The sequence below is a fragment of the Paenibacillus sp. VTT E-133291 genome, assembly GCF_002264395.1.
GTDB lineage: Bacteria > Bacillota > Bacilli > Paenibacillales > Paenibacillaceae > Paenibacillus_AQ > Paenibacillus_AQ nitricinens.
Genome location: NZ_NFVA01000023.1, coordinates 23,987 through 40,900, shown reverse-complemented (window position 1 = coordinate 40,900; position 16,914 = coordinate 23,987). Strand labels below are relative to the sequence as shown.

General features: G+C 46.2%; 18 protein-coding genes and 1 pseudogene. 14 read left to right on the top strand and 5 right to left on the bottom strand.

Annotated features, from left to right (window positions below):
* Positions 1 to 12: 12 nt before the first annotated feature.
* From CA598_RS12035 to CA598_RS11985, 11 genes are all read left to right on the top strand, one after another.
* Complete coding sequence (locus CA598_RS12035; protein ID WP_094876633.1) at positions 13 to 324, top strand: DUF6664 family protein; 312 nt, start codon at positions 13 to 15, stop codon at positions 322 to 324.
* Between the two features lie 250 nt (positions 325 to 574).
* Positions 575 to 769 (top strand): hypothetical protein, encoded by a 195-nt coding sequence (locus CA598_RS12030; protein WP_256990473.1) that lies wholly within the window; start codon positions 575 to 577, stop codon positions 767 to 769.
* Positions 769 to 1,719 carry a DUF3991 and TOPRIM domain-containing protein gene (locus CA598_RS12025; RefSeq protein ID WP_094876631.1) on the top strand — a complete coding sequence of 317 codons (951 nt, stop codon included), beginning with the start codon at positions 769 to 771 and terminating at the stop codon, positions 1,717 to 1,719. The genes CA598_RS12030 and CA598_RS12025 overlap by 1 nt, the downstream gene beginning before the upstream one ends.
* Before the next feature lie 217 nt (positions 1,720 to 1,936).
* Positions 1,937 to 2,302 carry a MobC family plasmid mobilization relaxosome protein gene (locus tag CA598_RS12020; RefSeq protein ID WP_094876630.1) on the top strand — a complete coding sequence of 122 codons (366 nt, stop codon included), beginning with the start codon at positions 1,937 to 1,939 and terminating at the stop codon, positions 2,300 to 2,302.
* A 13-nt stretch (positions 2,303 to 2,315) separates the two neighbouring features.
* Positions 2,316 to 3,740 (top strand): relaxase/mobilization nuclease domain-containing protein, encoded by a 1,425-nt coding sequence (locus CA598_RS12015; RefSeq protein ID WP_094876629.1) that lies wholly within the window; start codon positions 2,316 to 2,318, stop codon positions 3,738 to 3,740.
* Positions 3,649 to 4,590, top strand: coding sequence for a DUF3801 domain-containing protein (locus tag CA598_RS12010; protein ID WP_256990471.1), 942 nt, complete (start codon positions 3,649 to 3,651; stop codon positions 4,588 to 4,590). Before CA598_RS12015 ends, CA598_RS12010 begins: the two co-directional genes overlap by 92 nt.
* Complete coding sequence (locus CA598_RS12005) at positions 4,587 to 5,483, top strand: enolase-like domain-containing protein (RefSeq protein WP_094876628.1); 897 nt, start codon at positions 4,587 to 4,589, stop codon at positions 5,481 to 5,483. Before CA598_RS12010 ends, CA598_RS12005 begins: the two co-directional genes overlap by 4 nt.
* Positions 5,484 to 5,498: 15 nt before the next feature.
* Complete coding sequence (locus CA598_RS12000; protein ID WP_094876627.1) at positions 5,499 to 5,690, top strand: hypothetical protein; 192 nt, start codon at positions 5,499 to 5,501, stop codon at positions 5,688 to 5,690.
* The gene (locus tag CA598_RS11995) at positions 5,677 to 7,458 is read left to right on the top strand and encodes a VirD4-like conjugal transfer protein, CD1115 family (protein WP_094876626.1); all 1,782 of its coding nucleotides are present in this window, start codon (positions 5,677 to 5,679) and stop codon (positions 7,456 to 7,458) included. Before CA598_RS12000 ends, CA598_RS11995 begins: the two co-directional genes overlap by 14 nt.
* On the top strand, positions 7,455 to 7,754 hold the full coding sequence (locus tag CA598_RS11990) for a glutamyl-tRNA amidotransferase (RefSeq protein WP_445671391.1): 300 nt from the start codon (positions 7,455 to 7,457) through the stop codon (positions 7,752 to 7,754). The genes CA598_RS11995 and CA598_RS11990 overlap by 4 nt, the downstream gene beginning before the upstream one ends.
* A 64-nt stretch (positions 7,755 to 7,818) precedes the next feature.
* Positions 7,819 to 8,658 (top strand): VirB6/TrbL-like conjugal transfer protein, CD1112 family, encoded by an 840-nt coding sequence (locus CA598_RS11985; RefSeq protein ID WP_094876625.1) that lies wholly within the window; start codon positions 7,819 to 7,821, stop codon positions 8,656 to 8,658.
* A gap of 18 nt (positions 8,659 to 8,676) precedes the next feature.
* Here the strand turns inward: CA598_RS11985 and CA598_RS11980 are convergent, their stop codons facing one another.
* Positions 8,677 to 9,012: a helix-turn-helix domain-containing protein gene (locus tag CA598_RS11980; RefSeq protein WP_094876657.1), complete on the bottom strand. Its 336-nt coding sequence runs from the start codon at positions 9,010 to 9,012 to the stop codon at positions 8,677 to 8,679.
* Between the two features lie 334 nt (positions 9,013 to 9,346).
* Here CA598_RS11980 and CA598_RS11975 point away from each other — a divergent pair, with 334 nt between their 5' ends.
* Genes CA598_RS11975 through CA598_RS11965 form a run of 3 tightly spaced genes read left to right on the top strand, consistent with a single transcriptional unit; the run spans position 9,347 to position 12,399 of the window.
* Positions 9,347 to 9,715: a hypothetical protein gene (locus tag CA598_RS11975; RefSeq protein WP_143812407.1), complete on the top strand. Its 369-nt coding sequence runs from the start codon at positions 9,347 to 9,349 to the stop codon at positions 9,713 to 9,715.
* Positions 9,716 to 9,719: 4 nt separating this feature from the next.
* Positions 9,720 to 10,070, top strand: a complete 351-nt coding sequence (locus CA598_RS11970) for a PrgI family protein (protein WP_094876624.1) — start codon at positions 9,720 to 9,722, stop codon at positions 10,068 to 10,070.
* 4 nt (positions 10,071 to 10,074) lie between these two features.
* A complete protein-coding gene (locus CA598_RS11965) occupies positions 10,075 to 12,399 on the top strand; it encodes a VirB4-like conjugal transfer ATPase, CD1110 family (RefSeq protein WP_306440458.1) in 2,325 nt (774 codons plus the stop codon).
* 676 nt (positions 12,400 to 13,075) lie between these two features.
* On the opposite strand, the gene CA598_RS11960 is transcribed toward CA598_RS11965, so the two are convergent.
* The 4 genes and pseudogenes from CA598_RS11960 to CA598_RS11945 form a co-directional block, all read right to left on the bottom strand.
* Positions 13,076 to 14,224, bottom strand: coding sequence for an IS4 family transposase (locus CA598_RS11960; protein ID WP_094876622.1), 1,149 nt, complete (start codon positions 14,222 to 14,224; stop codon positions 13,076 to 13,078).
* A 493-nt stretch (positions 14,225 to 14,717) separates the two neighbouring features.
* A complete protein-coding gene (locus CA598_RS11955) occupies positions 14,718 to 15,107 on the bottom strand; it encodes a protein-tyrosine phosphatase family protein (protein ID WP_256990476.1) in 390 nt (129 codons plus the stop codon).
* Positions 15,108 to 15,179: 72 nt separating this feature from the next.
* Positions 15,180 to 15,599, bottom strand: a pseudogene (gene arsC / locus CA598_RS11950) (arsenate reductase (thioredoxin)); the annotation flags it as partial.
* Positions 15,600 to 15,612: 13 nt separating this feature from the next.
* Positions 15,613 to 16,905, bottom strand: coding sequence for an arsenic transporter (locus tag CA598_RS11945; RefSeq protein WP_094876621.1), 1,293 nt, complete (start codon positions 16,903 to 16,905; stop codon positions 15,613 to 15,615).
* Positions 16,906 to 16,914 lie beyond the last annotated feature (9 nt).

Genomic DNA, 16,914 nt, shown 5'->3' with positions numbered 1-16,914 from the left:
GGAGGGATGCTGATGGCGTTACCAGTGAAACCACAATTGGAGACTATATTTGATGAGATCGAAAACGAAGTCACTCGGTTACTACGTAATAGAGAATCTTATCTCGCATTGGTTCACAAGCGAAGTGAAATCAAGACGCAATATCCTTTTATCCAGTCGATTTTTGAAGGAAATGCAGGGATATTTTCCAGCGACAACGAACACCGCGCCTGGCTGGACGTAAAACAAACGTATGACGAAACGGAGCGTATGGAGAGGATGGCACTTTATTTTCAAGGTCATGCGGATTGTTATGCGTATTTGCGTAAGATTGGTGCATTATAGCAGACTAGCAGGGAAACACCTATGACTAGCGTTTCCCTGTTGTTTACGGTGCATAGCATTTCACGGATGGAAGAAAGCCCGCTTATTAAAGTTATCAATCACATGTTGAAAAGGACTCCGACTTTGGGGTCCTTTTCGCATTTCCGGAGGGAAGCACATGTTGTATTCCATACCACGCGGCGGATGTTTTTGTCCAATTCAACCGCTTATTTGTTACGGAGTTGACCTGACTAATAAGGAGGGGGAAACCGTGTCGATTTTAGAGTTGGTATCCAAAGAAAAGGATGGATTTGGCGATACGTTTTATTTTATTCGTCATTCGAATGGGGTAACCAGCAAGGTTTATGAAGGTGATTTAGACGCATTTATGAAAAAGAATGGCGTTACGGAGTTACAGAAGGGAAAAGCCTATATGTATCCCAAAAAGAAGCGGATGGCACGGTGATGAGTTACGTAAGCAAAGAGCAAATCCAACGGGCAAAACAACTGGATCTGTTCACGTATTTACAAGTGTACGAGCCTGCGGAACTGGTACGTTGCTCTCGCAATGTCTATACCACTCGCACGCACGACAGTTTGAAAATTTCCAATGGCAAATGGTATTGGTGGTCGAGAGGGATTGGTGGGCGTTCGGCACTCGACTATCTCATTAAAGTGCGAGGGATGTCTTTTCCGGATGCGGTGCGGCAGATTGAAGGTATTGATCTTGAACATATTCCCCAAGCACCACAATCTTTGCAACAAGGTTCATCACCAGCGAAACTTGAGCTTCCCGAGCCATGTATCACTTCCAATCGCGTCATTGACTACTTGGGAAAACGCGGTATCAACCGCAAGGTCATTGATTACTGTCTTGAAACGGGAAGGCTTTATGAAAGCAGTCGCTATCACAATGCTATATTCGTTGGTTTCGATCAAAAAGGAACGCCTCGTTATGCGGCGATTCGTGGTACAACAAGTACTCGTTTCATGGGGGAGGCCGTTGGCAGTGACAAACGATATTCGTTTTCGATTCCAGCAGTAAACGACAGTCCCGAACTGCACCTGTTTGAGAGTGCCATTGATCTTTTATCTTATTGTACGCTGGAGCATCTTGCCGGTCGGGATTGGCGACAAGTTCATAAGTTGTCGTTAGCTGGTATTTATAGGCCGAAGGCGGGTCAAGAGCAAGGCGATCCGCCTGCCGCTCTCACGCAATTTTTACAGAGTTTTCCGCAAGTAAAACGGCTGATACTGCATTTGGATAACGATGAACCGGGGCGGATAGCTTCAGCAACAATTCAGCATCTGCTCTCCCCTACGCTTTCGATTTCTGATAAGCCTCCTCACTGGGGCAAAGATATGAACGAACATTTGATGGCATATCGGGGGAGACGAGGTGAATATTTCCGATAATGGGAGGTGCTGAGCAGTTAGACGCTTTTGCGCTTACTGGCTTCCCTCTCTTTTTCCCGGCAGGTGCATGAGGGCAACGCGAGACGAATGTCTCGTGTTGCAGCAAGCACTGAATTTGGATATCCAAATTCGCTTGTTAGGGGCTAAGCCCCTAAGACCCCATTATCGCGCCGCTGTTGATTTTATGTTCGAGTTGTTTTGAAAGGGGTGATATTCGGTGAGGAAACGTTCGATCTCATTTCTGCTTCGCCTCAACGAAAGCGAGCATGCTCGTCTCATGAGAGAAGTGAAACGGACAAGTCTTTCGCGGGAATCGTACATCCGGGCGCTTATCAATGGGGTTGTACCGAAACCGTTGCCGTCGCCGGATTATTACGCCATGATGCGCGAGCTGAATGCCATCGGCAACAATTTGAATCAAATAGCCATGCGAGCACATGCTACCGGGCATTTGGCACAGGCTGTCTTTCAGGAGGAGGCTGATCGTTTGCGTCTTGTTGTCCAGCAGATTCAACAGGCGGTGACGGAACCAGAACGAAGAGGCGAAACACCCACGGCGCATAGAAGCGAGCAACCACCGTAAAGGGGCGTGACAAATGGCGACCACCGCAATATGGGATGTAACCGACCGCTTGAAGCGCGTATTGGATTACGCCCGGAATCCTGACAAAACGGCACAAGATCGTTTAGAGCCTAACAACTTGCAGCAGGCGCTGAACTACACGACAGCAGATGTGAAAACGGAAAAACAGCTTTACGTCAGTGGGGTGAACTGCGATTCGCTTACTGCATATGAGCAAATGCAGCGTACCAAGCGGCAATATCAAAAAACGGATGGCATTGTTGCGTTTCACGGATACCAGTCGTTCGCGCCTGGTGAAGCGACACCAGAAGTTGCACATGCCATCGGTGTCAAGCTTGCGCAGGAGCTTTGGGGGGAACGCTTTGAAGTTGTAGTAGCGACCCATCTGGACAAAGATCATTTGCACAATCATTTCGTCCTTAATTCCGTCTCATTCCTAGACGGCAAACGTTATTACGACAACAAAGCTTCTTATGCCCTTATGCGGCAAACGTCCGACCGGCTATGCCGGGAATATGAGCTGTCGGTCATTGAACGTCCCGAAACAGGCAAAGCCAAGCACTACGGGGAGTGGCAAGCGGAGCGTGAAAACAGACCAACTTGGCGGGGGCTGATTCGGGAAGATATCGACACGGCCATTGCCGCTTCCATGACGATGACTCAGTTTTTTGCCGCTTTACAGAAACAGGGGTATGAAATCAAAACGAATGTAAAACATCTGGCTTTACGTCCGCCCGGCAAGGAGCGATTCGTCCGCTTGCGTAGTCTGGGAGACCATTATACCGAGGAAGCGTTAAAGGAACGTATCTTACAGAATCGTATGCCGAAACGCCAGACGCCTCTTCCGCAGCGGCGACGCAAGCGAGTAGTCAAGGTGAGTGGCGGCTTTAGAAGCTCGCGTAAATTTAGCGGCTTACAGGCATTATACTTGCGCTATCTTTATCAGATGGGCATCCTGCCCAAGCATCGTGCGTCCCCGAAGAGGACGCATTTTTTGTTGCGTCAGGATTTACGACACTTGACGCTTATCATCGATCAGACGAGGCTTTTGTGTCGCCGTCACATTTCCACGGAAGATGAGTTGCTCGCTTACCACGGCCAGCTTCAGGCGGATATGAAACGACATTACGGCGCACGCAAAACCTTGTATAACCGGCTACGCCGCTGTAAGCAGGAAGATCAGGTTGCAGTTTACAAAGCGGAAATTACTGAATTATCCCGCCAGCTTGCCAAGCTGCGGAAAGAAGTGAAACTTTGTACGGGTATCCTTACCCGGTCAGAGGGAATGACCCATTTGTTAAAGGCATGCGAATCGGAACGTCCCATACGAGAGGAGATGAATACCAATGAGCAGCGGAAACGAAGCGGCCGATCAGGTCGTCAACATGAGCCTGCGAGGAATCGAGGTCATGGCGAAGATTTCCGGAGAAGGCGCTAAGCATTTGGCGGTATATTTATTCGCTGCCTTGCAAGGGCAGAAAAAAACGAAAGGACGCATTCGTTTGGAGAGCCTGCTTCGCAGTGGCAAGGAGTTGAAAGTGTTCGCCGTTAAAAATGAAGATTTGCCGACCTTTTGTAAGGAAGCGAAGAGGTATGGCGTACTCTATTGCGCGCTGCGCGACAAAAAGAACGTGGATGGTCTTTGCGATGTGATGGTACGAGCTGAGGATGCGTCCAAGATCAATCGGATCGTCGAACGTTTCAAGCTGGCAACGGTAGATACGGCCAGCATTAAGCAAGAAATTGTGAATGCCCGCAGCGAAAAACAACCAGACGAGAACCAGGGGGTACAAATACCGGAGCAAACTGTCGAAGATTCTGAACGCGAAGCTAACCCTCCGTCTCCTGTAGAGGAGGAAGTCCGAGAAGATTTTTTGGACGAACTGCTGGGAAAGAGCGAACCGCTGGGGGAAGAAGAACAAACAAACGTTCAACCGGGAACATTCCAACCGGAACCCCAACCCCCGGTCAACGAACAAACGGAACAGCAGATGCGGACGCATACTCTCCCTACACAGGACGAGAGAGCGACGGAACAAACCCCTCCGTTCGAGCCTACCTTCGCCAGCAGCGCCGACAGCGGAAAGGGTTCGACTGAACATCAACCGCAGGAAAAAGTGTCGATCCGAGAACTACTGCGTGAAATTCGGGAAGAAAACCGGGCAGCGGAGAAAAATCGTCAGCAACTAGAACACGATCCTCCATTGCCAAAACGAAAGGACCGGGGGAAACTGACATCTGGCAAAAAGATGCCGACAAACAATCGAAAGAAAGGGAGATCAAAATGAGCCAATTAGACGAACTATTTCATCAAGCTACCTCTTCTCCTGCCGAGCAACCGTTTGACAAGGAAGCTTGGGTGCAAAAAAAACAGGAATTGCGGCAATGGACGTATGAAACAATTGACACGATGACAACGACGGTTACGCAAAAGGGAGAACGGTATCAAGGGTATCTGGATGTGCAGGCGGTCTTTGACAGGTATAGTGTTTCCAATGCGCTATTGATTCTGGCGCAACGTCCAGAAGCGACACGTATCGCTGATTTTGATAGTTGGAAGGAACAAGGCGTATCCATCCGCCGCAAGGAAACTGGGTTTTATATTCTGGAGCCCGGAGACGAATACAAACGGGAGGATGGGAGTACCGCAATCAGCTATAATCCCAAGAAAATGTTCGATATTGTCCAAACCACTGCAAAGAAATTAGAACAACCTATTTCACCTGATGATCGCACTCGCATCAAGGCGCTTATGGATCGTGCGCCTGTTCCTATAGCCATTAGTGAAACGCTGCCTACGGATGTGCATGCCATCTATCAGCCGGATGTACGCAATATTGTGATCCGCCGTGGGCTGAGCGCAGGAGATATTTTCCGCGCATTGGCGCAAGAACTGGCACATGCGGAAATGGATCGTGGCGATGGTCGATACAGCCGCTCCGAATATCAGATTCACGCGTTCAGCGCAGCCTACATCCTTTGCAAACAAGCGGGTGTTGATACAAAGCCATTCCAGTTCGAGCGGATCAACGAGCGCTTCAAGGACATGGAATCACAGACCATTCGTGCAGAGTTAACGACGATGAAAGAAGCAGCCCATACGATTTCCCGACGCATGCACCGTGTGCTGATCCCGCAGCGGCAAGCGCCGCAAGCGAATCGAACCGATTCAATTCGTTAAGGAGTGTGAACAGTCATGAAAATAGAGGAACGTATTCTTAATCTCGATAATTACGAGTATGGCATTGTCATCCATGCGTTAAATATACTCCGCAACGACCTGATTGGAGAACAGCGACCGACGGATGCTGTGGACGATCTGTTGTTGAAAACGATGGATGCCCCCTACCAAAAAAATAAACGCAGGGGAAACCGTGAAGCGCGCTGAAGCTGCAAGGAGTCATTTGTTACTCCTTGCAGCTTTTTTCATCCCTGTCGTTTGGTTGGCGCTGCTCGTTGCTCCGGCATTATCCGGGGGATTGCCCGCACTTTTGCTTTATCTTGGCGAGGCGATGGATCGTCCCTTCGACATTCGCTGGGTAGCTGATACCCCCCGAAGCTTACTGGTTTTTACAGTGGCTTACGGGTTAGCGGTCGGCGCATATCTGGCATCGCCGCGCAATTATCGTCGCCGCGAGGAACATGGCAGTGCGAAATGGGGGAAAGCGAAACCGATGAATGCCAAATATCGAAGCAAGCAACCGGAACAAAACAAAATTTTGACACAGCGTGTTCGGATCGGGCTGGATGGTCGTAAACATCGTCGAAATTTGAATGTGCTGGTCGTCGGCGGTTCCGGTTCCGGTAAGACGCGATTTTACGCCAAACCGAATGTGATGCAGGTGCATACCTCTTTTGTCGTGCTTGACCCCAAAGGTGAAATCTTACGCGATACCGGTCACTTGCTCGAGTCCAAAGGCTATGACATTAAAGTGCTGGATTTAATCAATCCACACCGTTCGCATGGCTATAATTCCTTTGCCTACTTGCAAGACGACAAAGACGTCCTCAAATTGGTCACCAATCTGGTTCGCAACACAACGCCGAAGGGCAGCAACACAAATGATCCCTTTTGGGAGCGTTCCGAGACTGCTTTGCTCGAAGCGCTCGTCCTGTATCTCTTATATGAAGCGCCGCAGGAGGAGCAGAATTTTCCGATGGTGATGGAAATGATCGCTGCCGCCGAAGTTCGGGAGGAAGATGAAACGTATCAAAGCCCGCTTGACGAACTGTTTGAGCGGCTGGCGATGCGCGACCCGGAACATCTTGCGGTGAAGCAATATAACATTTTTAAGCTGGCAGCGGGGAAAACAGCAAAATCCATTCTGATTGGACTTGGCGTGCGGCTGGAGAAATTCAACTTGCATACTATCGCCGGCATGAGCCAAGTCGATGAAATGGAACTGCCCATGATGGGTGAAAAGAAAACAGCGCTATTCGCCGTTATTCCTGACAACGATAGCAGCTTCAATTTCATCGTTGGCATGCTCTACACGCAACTTTTTCAATGTTTAATGTATGAGGCCGACTATCGGCATGGCGGACGCCTGCCGATCCATGTGCATTTTGTGATGGATGAATTCGCTAATGTTGCCTTACCCGATGAGTTCGATAAGTTGCTTTCAACGATGCGCAGTCGTGAGATTTCCGTCTCGATCATTCTGCAAAATCTGGCACAGCTCAAAGCGCTGTACAAAGATTCCTGGGAAAGCATTGTAGGCAACTGTGATGAGTTTTTATATTTAGGTGGCAATGAACAGTCTACGCACAAATATGTGTCGGAATTGCTTGGAAAAGAAACGATTGATACAAACACTTATGGCCAAAGCAAAGGTCGCAGCGGCAGCTATTCGATCAACTATCAACAGTCCGGCCGGGAACTGCTTACGCCTGATGAAGTGCGGTTGCTCGACAATCGCTATGCCCTGCTCTTTATTCGCGGCGAACTGCCGGTGATGGATGAGAAATACGATGTATTGCGCCATCCTCATGTCTCGTTGACGACAGATGGCGAAGGTCAGATCTATCAGCACGGTGGTACAGAGCATGCGCTCGATTGGCGTACCGTGCAGTTGGATGAGGATGGCGAATATGAGCTTTTATCTGAGGAAGAATTGGAAGCATTACTTTTACACGAAAGGATGGATGAGGTTTGAAACGTGCAATCAAATGGCTGATGACGGTCTATATGATGATGACACTGTTCGGAACGATGCTGGTATCCACTGTCTACGCACAGGGTGATCCGATGACAACGGTCAATAATTTATCCGATTTTATTTTTGGATTGATTCGCGCGGTAGGCATGATTATATTGGGCTTCGGCATCGTTCAAATCGGCTTATCGCTCAAATCGCACGATCCTTCACAGCGCGCTAATGGATTCTTAACGCTGGCAGGAGGCGTCATCATTACCTTTACCAAAGAAATATTAAACCTGATCGCAGGTTAAAGGAACGGGTAGCGAGGAATAGTGCGATGATGACTGTTCCTCCCCCCGATTAAAGGGTGAGTGTATGTCGAAAAACAGTTGGGTTGCAGACAATCTGGAAAATGCATTGGACACTTGGAACGAAAAAATGAATGAAATCTGGCAACTTGTTACGCAATCGCCTGCCGAATTTAAAGGAGGCGCTGTATGGCAAATCATTACGGATATTCACGGTGCTTTACAAGCTACGGGACTGGCGTTGCTGGTCTTGTTTTTTGTCATCGGCGTCATGAAAACAGCAGGCAATTTTGCTGAACTGAAGCGGCCAGAACTGGCGGTCAAGTTATTCGTTCGGTTTGTGTTGGCCAAGGCAGTTGTCACCTACGGGCTGGAACTCATGATTGCCTTGTTTACGATTGTACAAGGCATGATCGCGACCATGATGACCCGTTCGGGATTTGGCGGGGTGGATGGCATGTTTTTACCCGATATCATTACCCAAGCCATTGATGATGTCGGGTTTTGGCATAGCATACCGCTATGGATCGTGTCTTTGCTGGGGAGCTTGTTTATAACGGTTCTTTCCTTCATCATGATTCTTTCTGTGTATGCACGTTTCTTTCGGATTTACCTCTATACCGCTATCGCTCCTGTTCCGCTGTCCTCTTTTGCGGGGGAGCCAAGTCAGAGTATTGGAAAATCATTCTTGAAAGGGTATGCGGCTGCCTGCATGGAAGGGGCGATCATCGTGCTGGCTTGCATCATTTATTCTGCTTTTGCTACGGCTCCCCCTGCCATAGAAGCAGATACTGGCGCAGTCACGATGGTGTGGACGTATATCGGAGAACTGATTTTTAACATGCTCATCCTCGTGGGGACGGTGAAGATGGCGGACCGCGTTGTCAGAGAGATGCTTGGATTGTAAAAATCGTATGGCATTGAATTATTGTATGGCTTTCAAAAACAACCTTAATAGTGCCAGCGCATCTTGACGCTGTCGATCTGTGCATTGGTTGAGCGCGGCTAGAATCAGTTCTGTGTCCGTATTAGGTTCGGCATGTTGGTCATGCGATAGCAATAAATCATTGGGAGACAGTTTGAGTAAATAGCATAGGGCTAGCATCGTCTCAATTGACATGCCTACTTTCCCACGTTCAATGTCGGCGCAAAACCTTGGGACACGCCCAATCTGCTCAGCTACGTTCTCTCGGGAAAGTTGCAATGCTTCTCTTTGTTTCCGAATGCGTTGCCCTACCTTCTTTTTATCGTACACATTCATGATCCTCACTTTCAAATAGGTTTTTGGATTTTATAACTCCTATTATGGGTGAGTACACAATTGACTAAAATGAGTTTTGAACATACCCTATATATGGTTTATAAATTCCAAATCTATTTCATTGCTTCATAGTTTATGAAAAGGCAGGTGTACAGATGGATGGGCTATTGAAAAAGCTGGAAAGGGAAAGGCGAAAAATGAATGAGCTTGGCGAGCAATCGTTGAAGAACAACGCCCCCTTATCGGATAACAAAAAATTAAAGAGGCAAAGCAAAAAGGTGGATCAATTGATTACGCAATACATGAAGCGCAGGTGACTTCAGGGATATTTTAAATGAAGGAAGGGGAGCCGATGGAGTTTCCGTCTTGGTTTAGACAAGCGATTCAAAAGCGATTAGATGACATTTCTGCTCATATTGAGCATCATCCTGATCTGAACCGCATTGGTGACAAGGAAAGGAAAGCGTTTGAACGTTTATTTGCGTGCCTGGACATTGGACGAATGCCAGAATTTGCAGATTGGGAAGACCACCAGTATTTGAAGCAGGCGCTCATGAACGAACGGCTATACTTGCAAAGGTTGAAGGACGGCATGCAGCTTGCCACTTCGTTAGCAGATCACCCGCATGCATTTGAAGGACTAGGCAGTGTGAATACAAATCATCGTAAACCTGCTGTACATAGAAAGGATTCGGGAGGTTAGTCAGATGGAAGTAAAGATCAACCGGGAAATCCGGGAATATACCGAAAGTTTATTTTTTGGACTGTCTTTTCGACAGTTCTTTTTTTCTGTTTTGGCCATCATTTTGGCGATTGGTCTGTATTTTGGATTGCGAGGACGGTTTGGTGTGGAGACGCTAAGTTGGATGTGCATACTAGGTGCTGCCCCTTGTGCTGCACTTGGCTTCATTCGATATCATGGCATGACAGCAGAGCAACTATTATGGACATATATTAAATCTGAATTTTTAATGCCGAAGCGTCTAACTTTTCGTTCTACTAACCTTTATTACAAAGTGCTGAAACAAAACATTCAGCGTCATGAGCAAGGGGAGTGAGTTTTTGAAAACACTTAAAAGAACATTAAAACAGGACAAGGAACGGTGGGTTATTCCAAAGAGCGTACAACAAGTCATCCCGATTCGAGCCATTTGGCCGGACGGGATTTTTTTTGTTGGGAACAAGTTTTCTAAATCGTTTCGTTTTGAAGATATAAACTATGCCGCTGCTTCCAGAGAGGATAAGGAGGCAATGTTTCTTGGGTATGGCGAGTTGCTTAATTCGTTTGATAGCGGAGCAACGACAAAGATTACGATTCACAATCGGCGACTTAACCGAACCCAATTTGAAGGTTCTGTCTTGATTCCGTCACGTCAGGATGATCTGGATTTATATCGTGAGGAATATAATCAGATGCTTCTGGATAAATCCGTTGGGGCAAACGGAACATTTCAGGAGAAATATATTACGGTATCCATTTTCAAAAAAAACGTGGAAGAAGCTCGTCAATACTTTACCAGAATTGGGTCGGAGTTGATGGCGCATTTCTCCCGTCTTGGTTCATCTTGTGAAGAACTGGATGCGATAGATCGACTACGCATATTGCATGACTTTTATCGTATTGGCGAGGAAGCCGATTTTCATTTGGACTTGTCCGCGATGATTCAAAAAGGACATAGTTTTAAGGATTATATTTGCCCGGATACGTTTGAGTTCGAGCGAGATCATTTTCGGATGGGCAAGTATTATGGGAGAGTCATCTTTCTTCGAGAGTATGCCAGCTATATTAAAGACAGCATGGTAGCGGAACTGTGTGACTTGAATCGGAATCTGCTGCTGTCTCTTGACGTCATTCCAATTCCAACAGATGAAGCGGTGCGCGAAGTCGAAAACCGTTTACTTGGCGTGGAGACGAACATTACCAACTGGCAGCGGCGGCAAAACAAGCATAATAACTTTTCGGCCGTTGTCCCTTACGATATGGAACAGCAGCGCAAAGAAAGCAAGGAATTTCTGGACGATCTCACGACTCGCGACCAGCGGATGATGTTCGGGCTTTTGACCATGGTGCATATTGCGGAGAGCAAAGAACAACTGGATAACGATACAGAAGCCTTACTGACAACGGCACGCAAGCATTTATGTCAATTCGCTCCGCTGACCTTTCAACAAATGGACGGGTTAAATACCGTGCTTCCATTTGGTCTTCGCAAGGTGCATGCGCTACGAACCTTGACCACGGAAAGCACCGCTGTCTTTATTCCTTTCCGGGCACAAGAGGTGATTCATCCAGGCGGTATTTACTATGGGCAAAATGTCATCAGTAAAAATCTGATTATTGCTAATCGCAAGCAATTATTAAACGGAAATAGCTTCATACTAGGCGTGTCCGGGTCAGGCAAAAGCTTTACGGCGAAGCGTGAGATTGTCAATCTTGTACTATCTGGAGATGATGATATCATCCTGATCGACCCTGAGCGCGAGTATTCCGCTTTAGTCGCTGCACTTGGTGGGGAAACGATTCATATCTCTTCAACTTCGACGAATCATATCAATGCTATGGACATCAACCGACAATATGCGGATGGAGCTAACCCGATCATCCTCAAATCAGAATTTGTGCTTTCATTATGTGAGCAATTAATGGGCGGCTATCCGCTTGGGGCGAAGGAAAAGTCATTGATCGACCGCTGCACGGCAAGTGTGTACCGCAATTATTTACAAAGCAATTACAAGGGGCAACCGCCTACCCTGCAAGACTTTCATGCTGAGCTGTTAAAGCAACCCGAGCCGGAAGCGCAGGACATTGCGCTGGCCATTGAATTGTTTACTTCCGGCAGTTTAAACACGTTTGCCAAACCTACCAACGTGAATGTTGATAACCGGCTCATTTGCTACGATATTCTCGATTTGGGTAAGCAACTCCTCCCTATTGGCATGTTGGTCGTACTAGACAGTATTCTTAATCGGATTACACAAAACCGCGCAAAAGGTAAAAATACGTTTATTTTCATTGACGAAATTTACTTGTTGTTCCAACACGAATATAGCGCCAATTTTCTGTTCACGCTGTGGAAGCGGGTTCGAAAATATGGTGCTTTCTGTACGGGGATTACGCAAAATGTGGATGATTTGCTGCAAAGCCACACCGCTCGCACGATGCTCGCCAACAGCGAATTTATTGTGATGTTGAACCAAGCCAGTACCGACCGCAAGGAATTGGCAGAGTTGCTCAATATTTCGGATTTGCAGCTGTCCTACATGACCAATGTAGACGCTGGAAACGGATTGCTCAAAGTAGGTAGTTCCCTCGTACCGTTTACGGACAAGTTTCCGCGTAATACGAAACTATATGGCTTGATGACGACAAAACCTGGAGAGTCATAGCCAAACAGTAATAAGCGGCTGGTCACAACAAGAACCAGCCGCTTATTACTTATTGTCCGGAACACAACTAGTATCATATCGGTTAGGAGTTCGGAGCAGCGAATGATCGGGCCTTCGATCTTCCTTACTCTAAAGGGCTTGTATTATCAAGAATCATAGATTCAACTTTCCAGCTATGCGGGACAAGTGATTATCGTTGTCACCCGAGTGGAGACACCAAGACTGATACTGAGTGTTGGGATGGAAGAGATAGGGATGCTATGATTTGATTGGTCGGATTGTGATTATTGATGATATTGAAGCTGAACGATTAATTAAGTTATCCTTATAATAGGGATGGTGATTCGATTGAAGAAGCGTCATGATGAAATTTGGGATAAAATTAACAGTCAATGAAATATATCATCCTTGAAATAACTTACACAACTGAGTGATAGACTGTTACCTTCATAATTCTCAAATCAATGATAAAAAAATAGTTTTTTGAATCAAAAATGTTATACTTGTTATCACTAGTGTTGCATAAACCTTCAAAGGGATTGGGTCAGAATATTCAGAAATTAATTTCTCGCTTCAAAATCCAAAAGGTCGATCAGCCCTTAAAGGTAGCTCTGTCCATTTGGTAGTTTATGTATATAACTCTAAGTGTCGTCCATCTGCCCTTAAGCCTTCGTCCTCACGAGGAATCCTTGCGTCTTCTCCCAATCGACTTGCGACTCGGTGGTCGTTTCATCCGCTTCAGCCATTGCCCATAAGGCTTCCATAACAGCGCTTTGAGCCAGCGGATTAGTTGCAGCAGTGAGTGTGGGACTTGTGCTTCCTGTTTAGTCAATACAAGCAAGCAAAAAGCAATGAGCGCGATCCAGACTTGGTTACGAACGGCTTGCTCGCTTGTTCCGTAGAAACGTTTGACTCGCAGATGCTGTTTCATCCATTTGAAAAACGTCTCAATCGCCCAGCGACTGCGGTACATATCCGAGATTTCATCACATGTCAGATCAAAGCGATTCGTCACGAGAATGAGCAGGTTTCCTTCTGAATCTGCGGTTTCGACCATCCGAAACGCATGTTTGGTACGTTTCTGAGGAGAGCCGATTCGTATCTTTTCGTCCATGCTTACCTTACTGCCTATTGGGATCTCGAAGCTCTCCAAAGGCTCAATAACCGCGTTGTTCTTCAGACGCGTGACGAAGTGAATTCCGCGTTCGGAGTAGGAGTCAAATGCGCCATAATCCACATATCCGCGGTCAAAGACGTAGGTGACACCTTCCTCATTAATGAGCGAATCCATCTGGGTACGATCATTTTTCTTGGCTTCTGTAATCGTTGCTCGCTCCGGCACAACGCCTTCTGCATCTACAAAAGCAAGGCGCAAATGAAGCTTGATGCCGGCTTTACTCTTGCGGAAGGTTGCCCACTTGAATTGCTGAAGACAAAGCGAAACGGTGGTCGAGTCGATCACTTTCATCGCGGTCCGTTCTGCGGGAGAAGTGCTGTGTGACAAGATCCTACTAGCCAGTCGCTCGAATACATTCTGAAGCAGATCGGGATTAACTTGGTTATGTTTGCGACAAAGTTGAGCTGCAGAGATCGATGAAAATCCAAGTTCCCGCTGGAACTCATCGTTATTGACATCGTCAGCTATGTCGCGGAGACTCTCCCGATTTTGTAGCTGAGCATGTAGAAAGAGCTTGCAGTAAGCCATTGTAGTGAGCTTTTTAACGTATTTGTCTTGGCCGCTTTCCTCGACCGAATCCGTGAACGTTTTCGTAATAATAGGCGAAATCCATTTACCAAATGAAGAAAATAGGGTATCCTTGTCCATGTGATTGGTCCTTTTTAGTGGATTATGGACAGGTACTACCTGCCATTCCATTGTAAAGGATCTTTTTTTGTTTGGAATATAGAATTACAGATAATTTTGAAAATTCAAAGAACATTTATGCAACGCTAGTGACTTGTTATACAAATTTGATTGATTTCCAATAGGATCAGTCTTCCACAATAGGGCCAGATTGTTGAAGCCACGATGCTGAATTTACAGGCTGGTCTTAGGTTACGGGGTACTCGACACACATCTGGAAATCCGTTTGTTCCTTTATTTACAAGGGTTTGGCTTAAGTACAAAGGGTAATTACGAATTGGGGACGTGATTGCTCGCGTCCCTGTGACTTGAAACATAAATAATATTGTCAATCTCTGTCCGAAACAGGTGTATATTCTGATTAAGCCTACCTAAGTTTTTTATCACAATTCCACAATGATATGAAATGATGTTAGCCCTCACGTCCAAAAAGAATTCGAGTCTACCGTGTTAGTTATTTATATAGCATTTCGAGTGCTTTTCGTTGCGGCTCTCTTATGTTTATAACAGGACGGATTTCTTTGGCTGCTCGTTCAGCTTCTTCAATGGTGTTGTACTTTGCTAAGGCGATGAGGGTTCCAATGGCAACGGCTCCTGTGCGACCTTTCCCACCACCACAATGGAAAGCTACTTTTTTTCTATCTTTGTAGGCATTTACTACGTGGTCTATCGCTTGTTGAAATAATTCCTCGTTGGTCTTCTCGGTATTATCACCAATAGGTACTTTAATCCATTTCACATTTTCATTTGGATAGGCACACTCTGTGGCTTCTTCACGCAAATCCACCACAACTTCAACCTGTTCGTTCTTGACCATTTGTTCCACATCGGAAGCGCCGCCCATAAAAATTTTATTATCTAATAGGGAGTGATACTTCTTTTCCACAGTTGACTTCTCCTCGTTTCCAGAGCTATATTTTCCTTGTTTAACAAATTGCTCGATACGATTTTTAATGGCATCGCGCACTTCTCGGAACTTCTTCATAATTTCTTCTTCAGTTCCCGTAGCCTGTGCAGGATCATCGAATCCCCAATGCCATCTTTCAGCCTTGTCATTTTGAACAATAGGACAGTTGTCATTGGCGTGACCGCAAAGGGTGATGATATAATCTGCTTTGCTTAGTGTGTCTTGATCAATAACATCAGAAGTATGGTTGGAGATATCCACCCCTGCTTCGTTCATCACTGTAACGGCACGAGGGTTTAGTCCGTGTGCCTCAAGTCCAGCGCTTTTCACTTCATATTGATCTCCGCCAAGCGCTTTTAAGAACCCATCTGCAATCTGACTGCGGCATGAATTTCCTGTGCAAAGAAAGTACACTAATTTTTTATCCATTTCATCTCTCTCCTTAAGTAATAATCATAAGCCATACATACAAACCAACAAGGGTAATAAACAGCGTAGGTATCGTTAAGACAATACCGACCTTAAAGTAGTACCCCCAAGTGATTTTCACGTTTTTTTGCGCTAACACATGAAGCCACAATAACGTGGCGAGAGAACCAATCGGCGTGATTTTCGGTCCTAAATCAGAACCGATCACATTAGCATAGATTAGAGCTTCGCGGATGACCCCAGTCGTCTGAGTACCATCGATAGCAAGGGCATCAATCATGACGGTCGGCATATTGTTCATTATAGATGAAAGAATTGCCGCTAAGAACCCCATACCGACAGTGGCAACGAACAATCCTTGATCCGCCATCGTTTGGATTAGATCTCCCAACATATCTGTCAATCCCACGTTACGGAGTCCATACACCACCACATACATCCCAATGGAGAACACGACCACATTCCAAGGGGCACCTTTGATAATTTTTTTTGTTTCGATGGCTTTGCTTTGTTGAGCAAAGAGAATAAAAATAATCGCTATAGCTCCAGCAATAATCGAGACAGGGATATGAATGATACCGCTGACGATGTACGCTACCAATAATATGGTTAGCAAATACCAAGACAGCTTAAACATTCTTTTATCCTTAATCGCATCCGCAGGTTTTTTCAGCTCACCCATATCGTATGTGGCAGGGATGTTTTTCCTAAAGTACAAGTAAAGCACTAGCAAGCTTGCACCCAGAGAGAATAGGCTCGGCACAATCATGCGGCTTGCATATTCAAGAAAGTTAATGCCAAAGTAATCAGCCGATACGATATTCACCAAGTTACTCACTATAAGCGGTAAAGATGCCGTGTCCGCAATAAATCCACTTGCCATGATAAACGGTAGAATCATGGCATCAGGAAGTTTTAACGCCCTGACCATGGCTAGAACAATGGGTGTTAAGATTAAAGCAGCTCCGTCATTTGCGAAGAATGCGGCTACGGCTGCGCCAAGTAGCACCACGTAAACAAACATCAATTTTCCGTTACCTTTGGCAAAGCGAGCCATGTGCAGAGCAGACCACTCAAAGAAGCCGATGTCATCCAAGATCAACGAAATCAAGATAATGGCGACAAAGGCCAAGGTCGCATTCCAAACGATATCCGTTACTGCTACGACATCATTTAAGCTGACGACTTGAAAAACAAGGGCTAAAACGGCTCCTGCGCTCGCAGACCAACCAATATTTAAGCCTTTCGGCTGCCAAATCACAAAAATTAAAGTTAGAATAAAAATAGCTGATGCAATCCAGATCATAAAGACCTC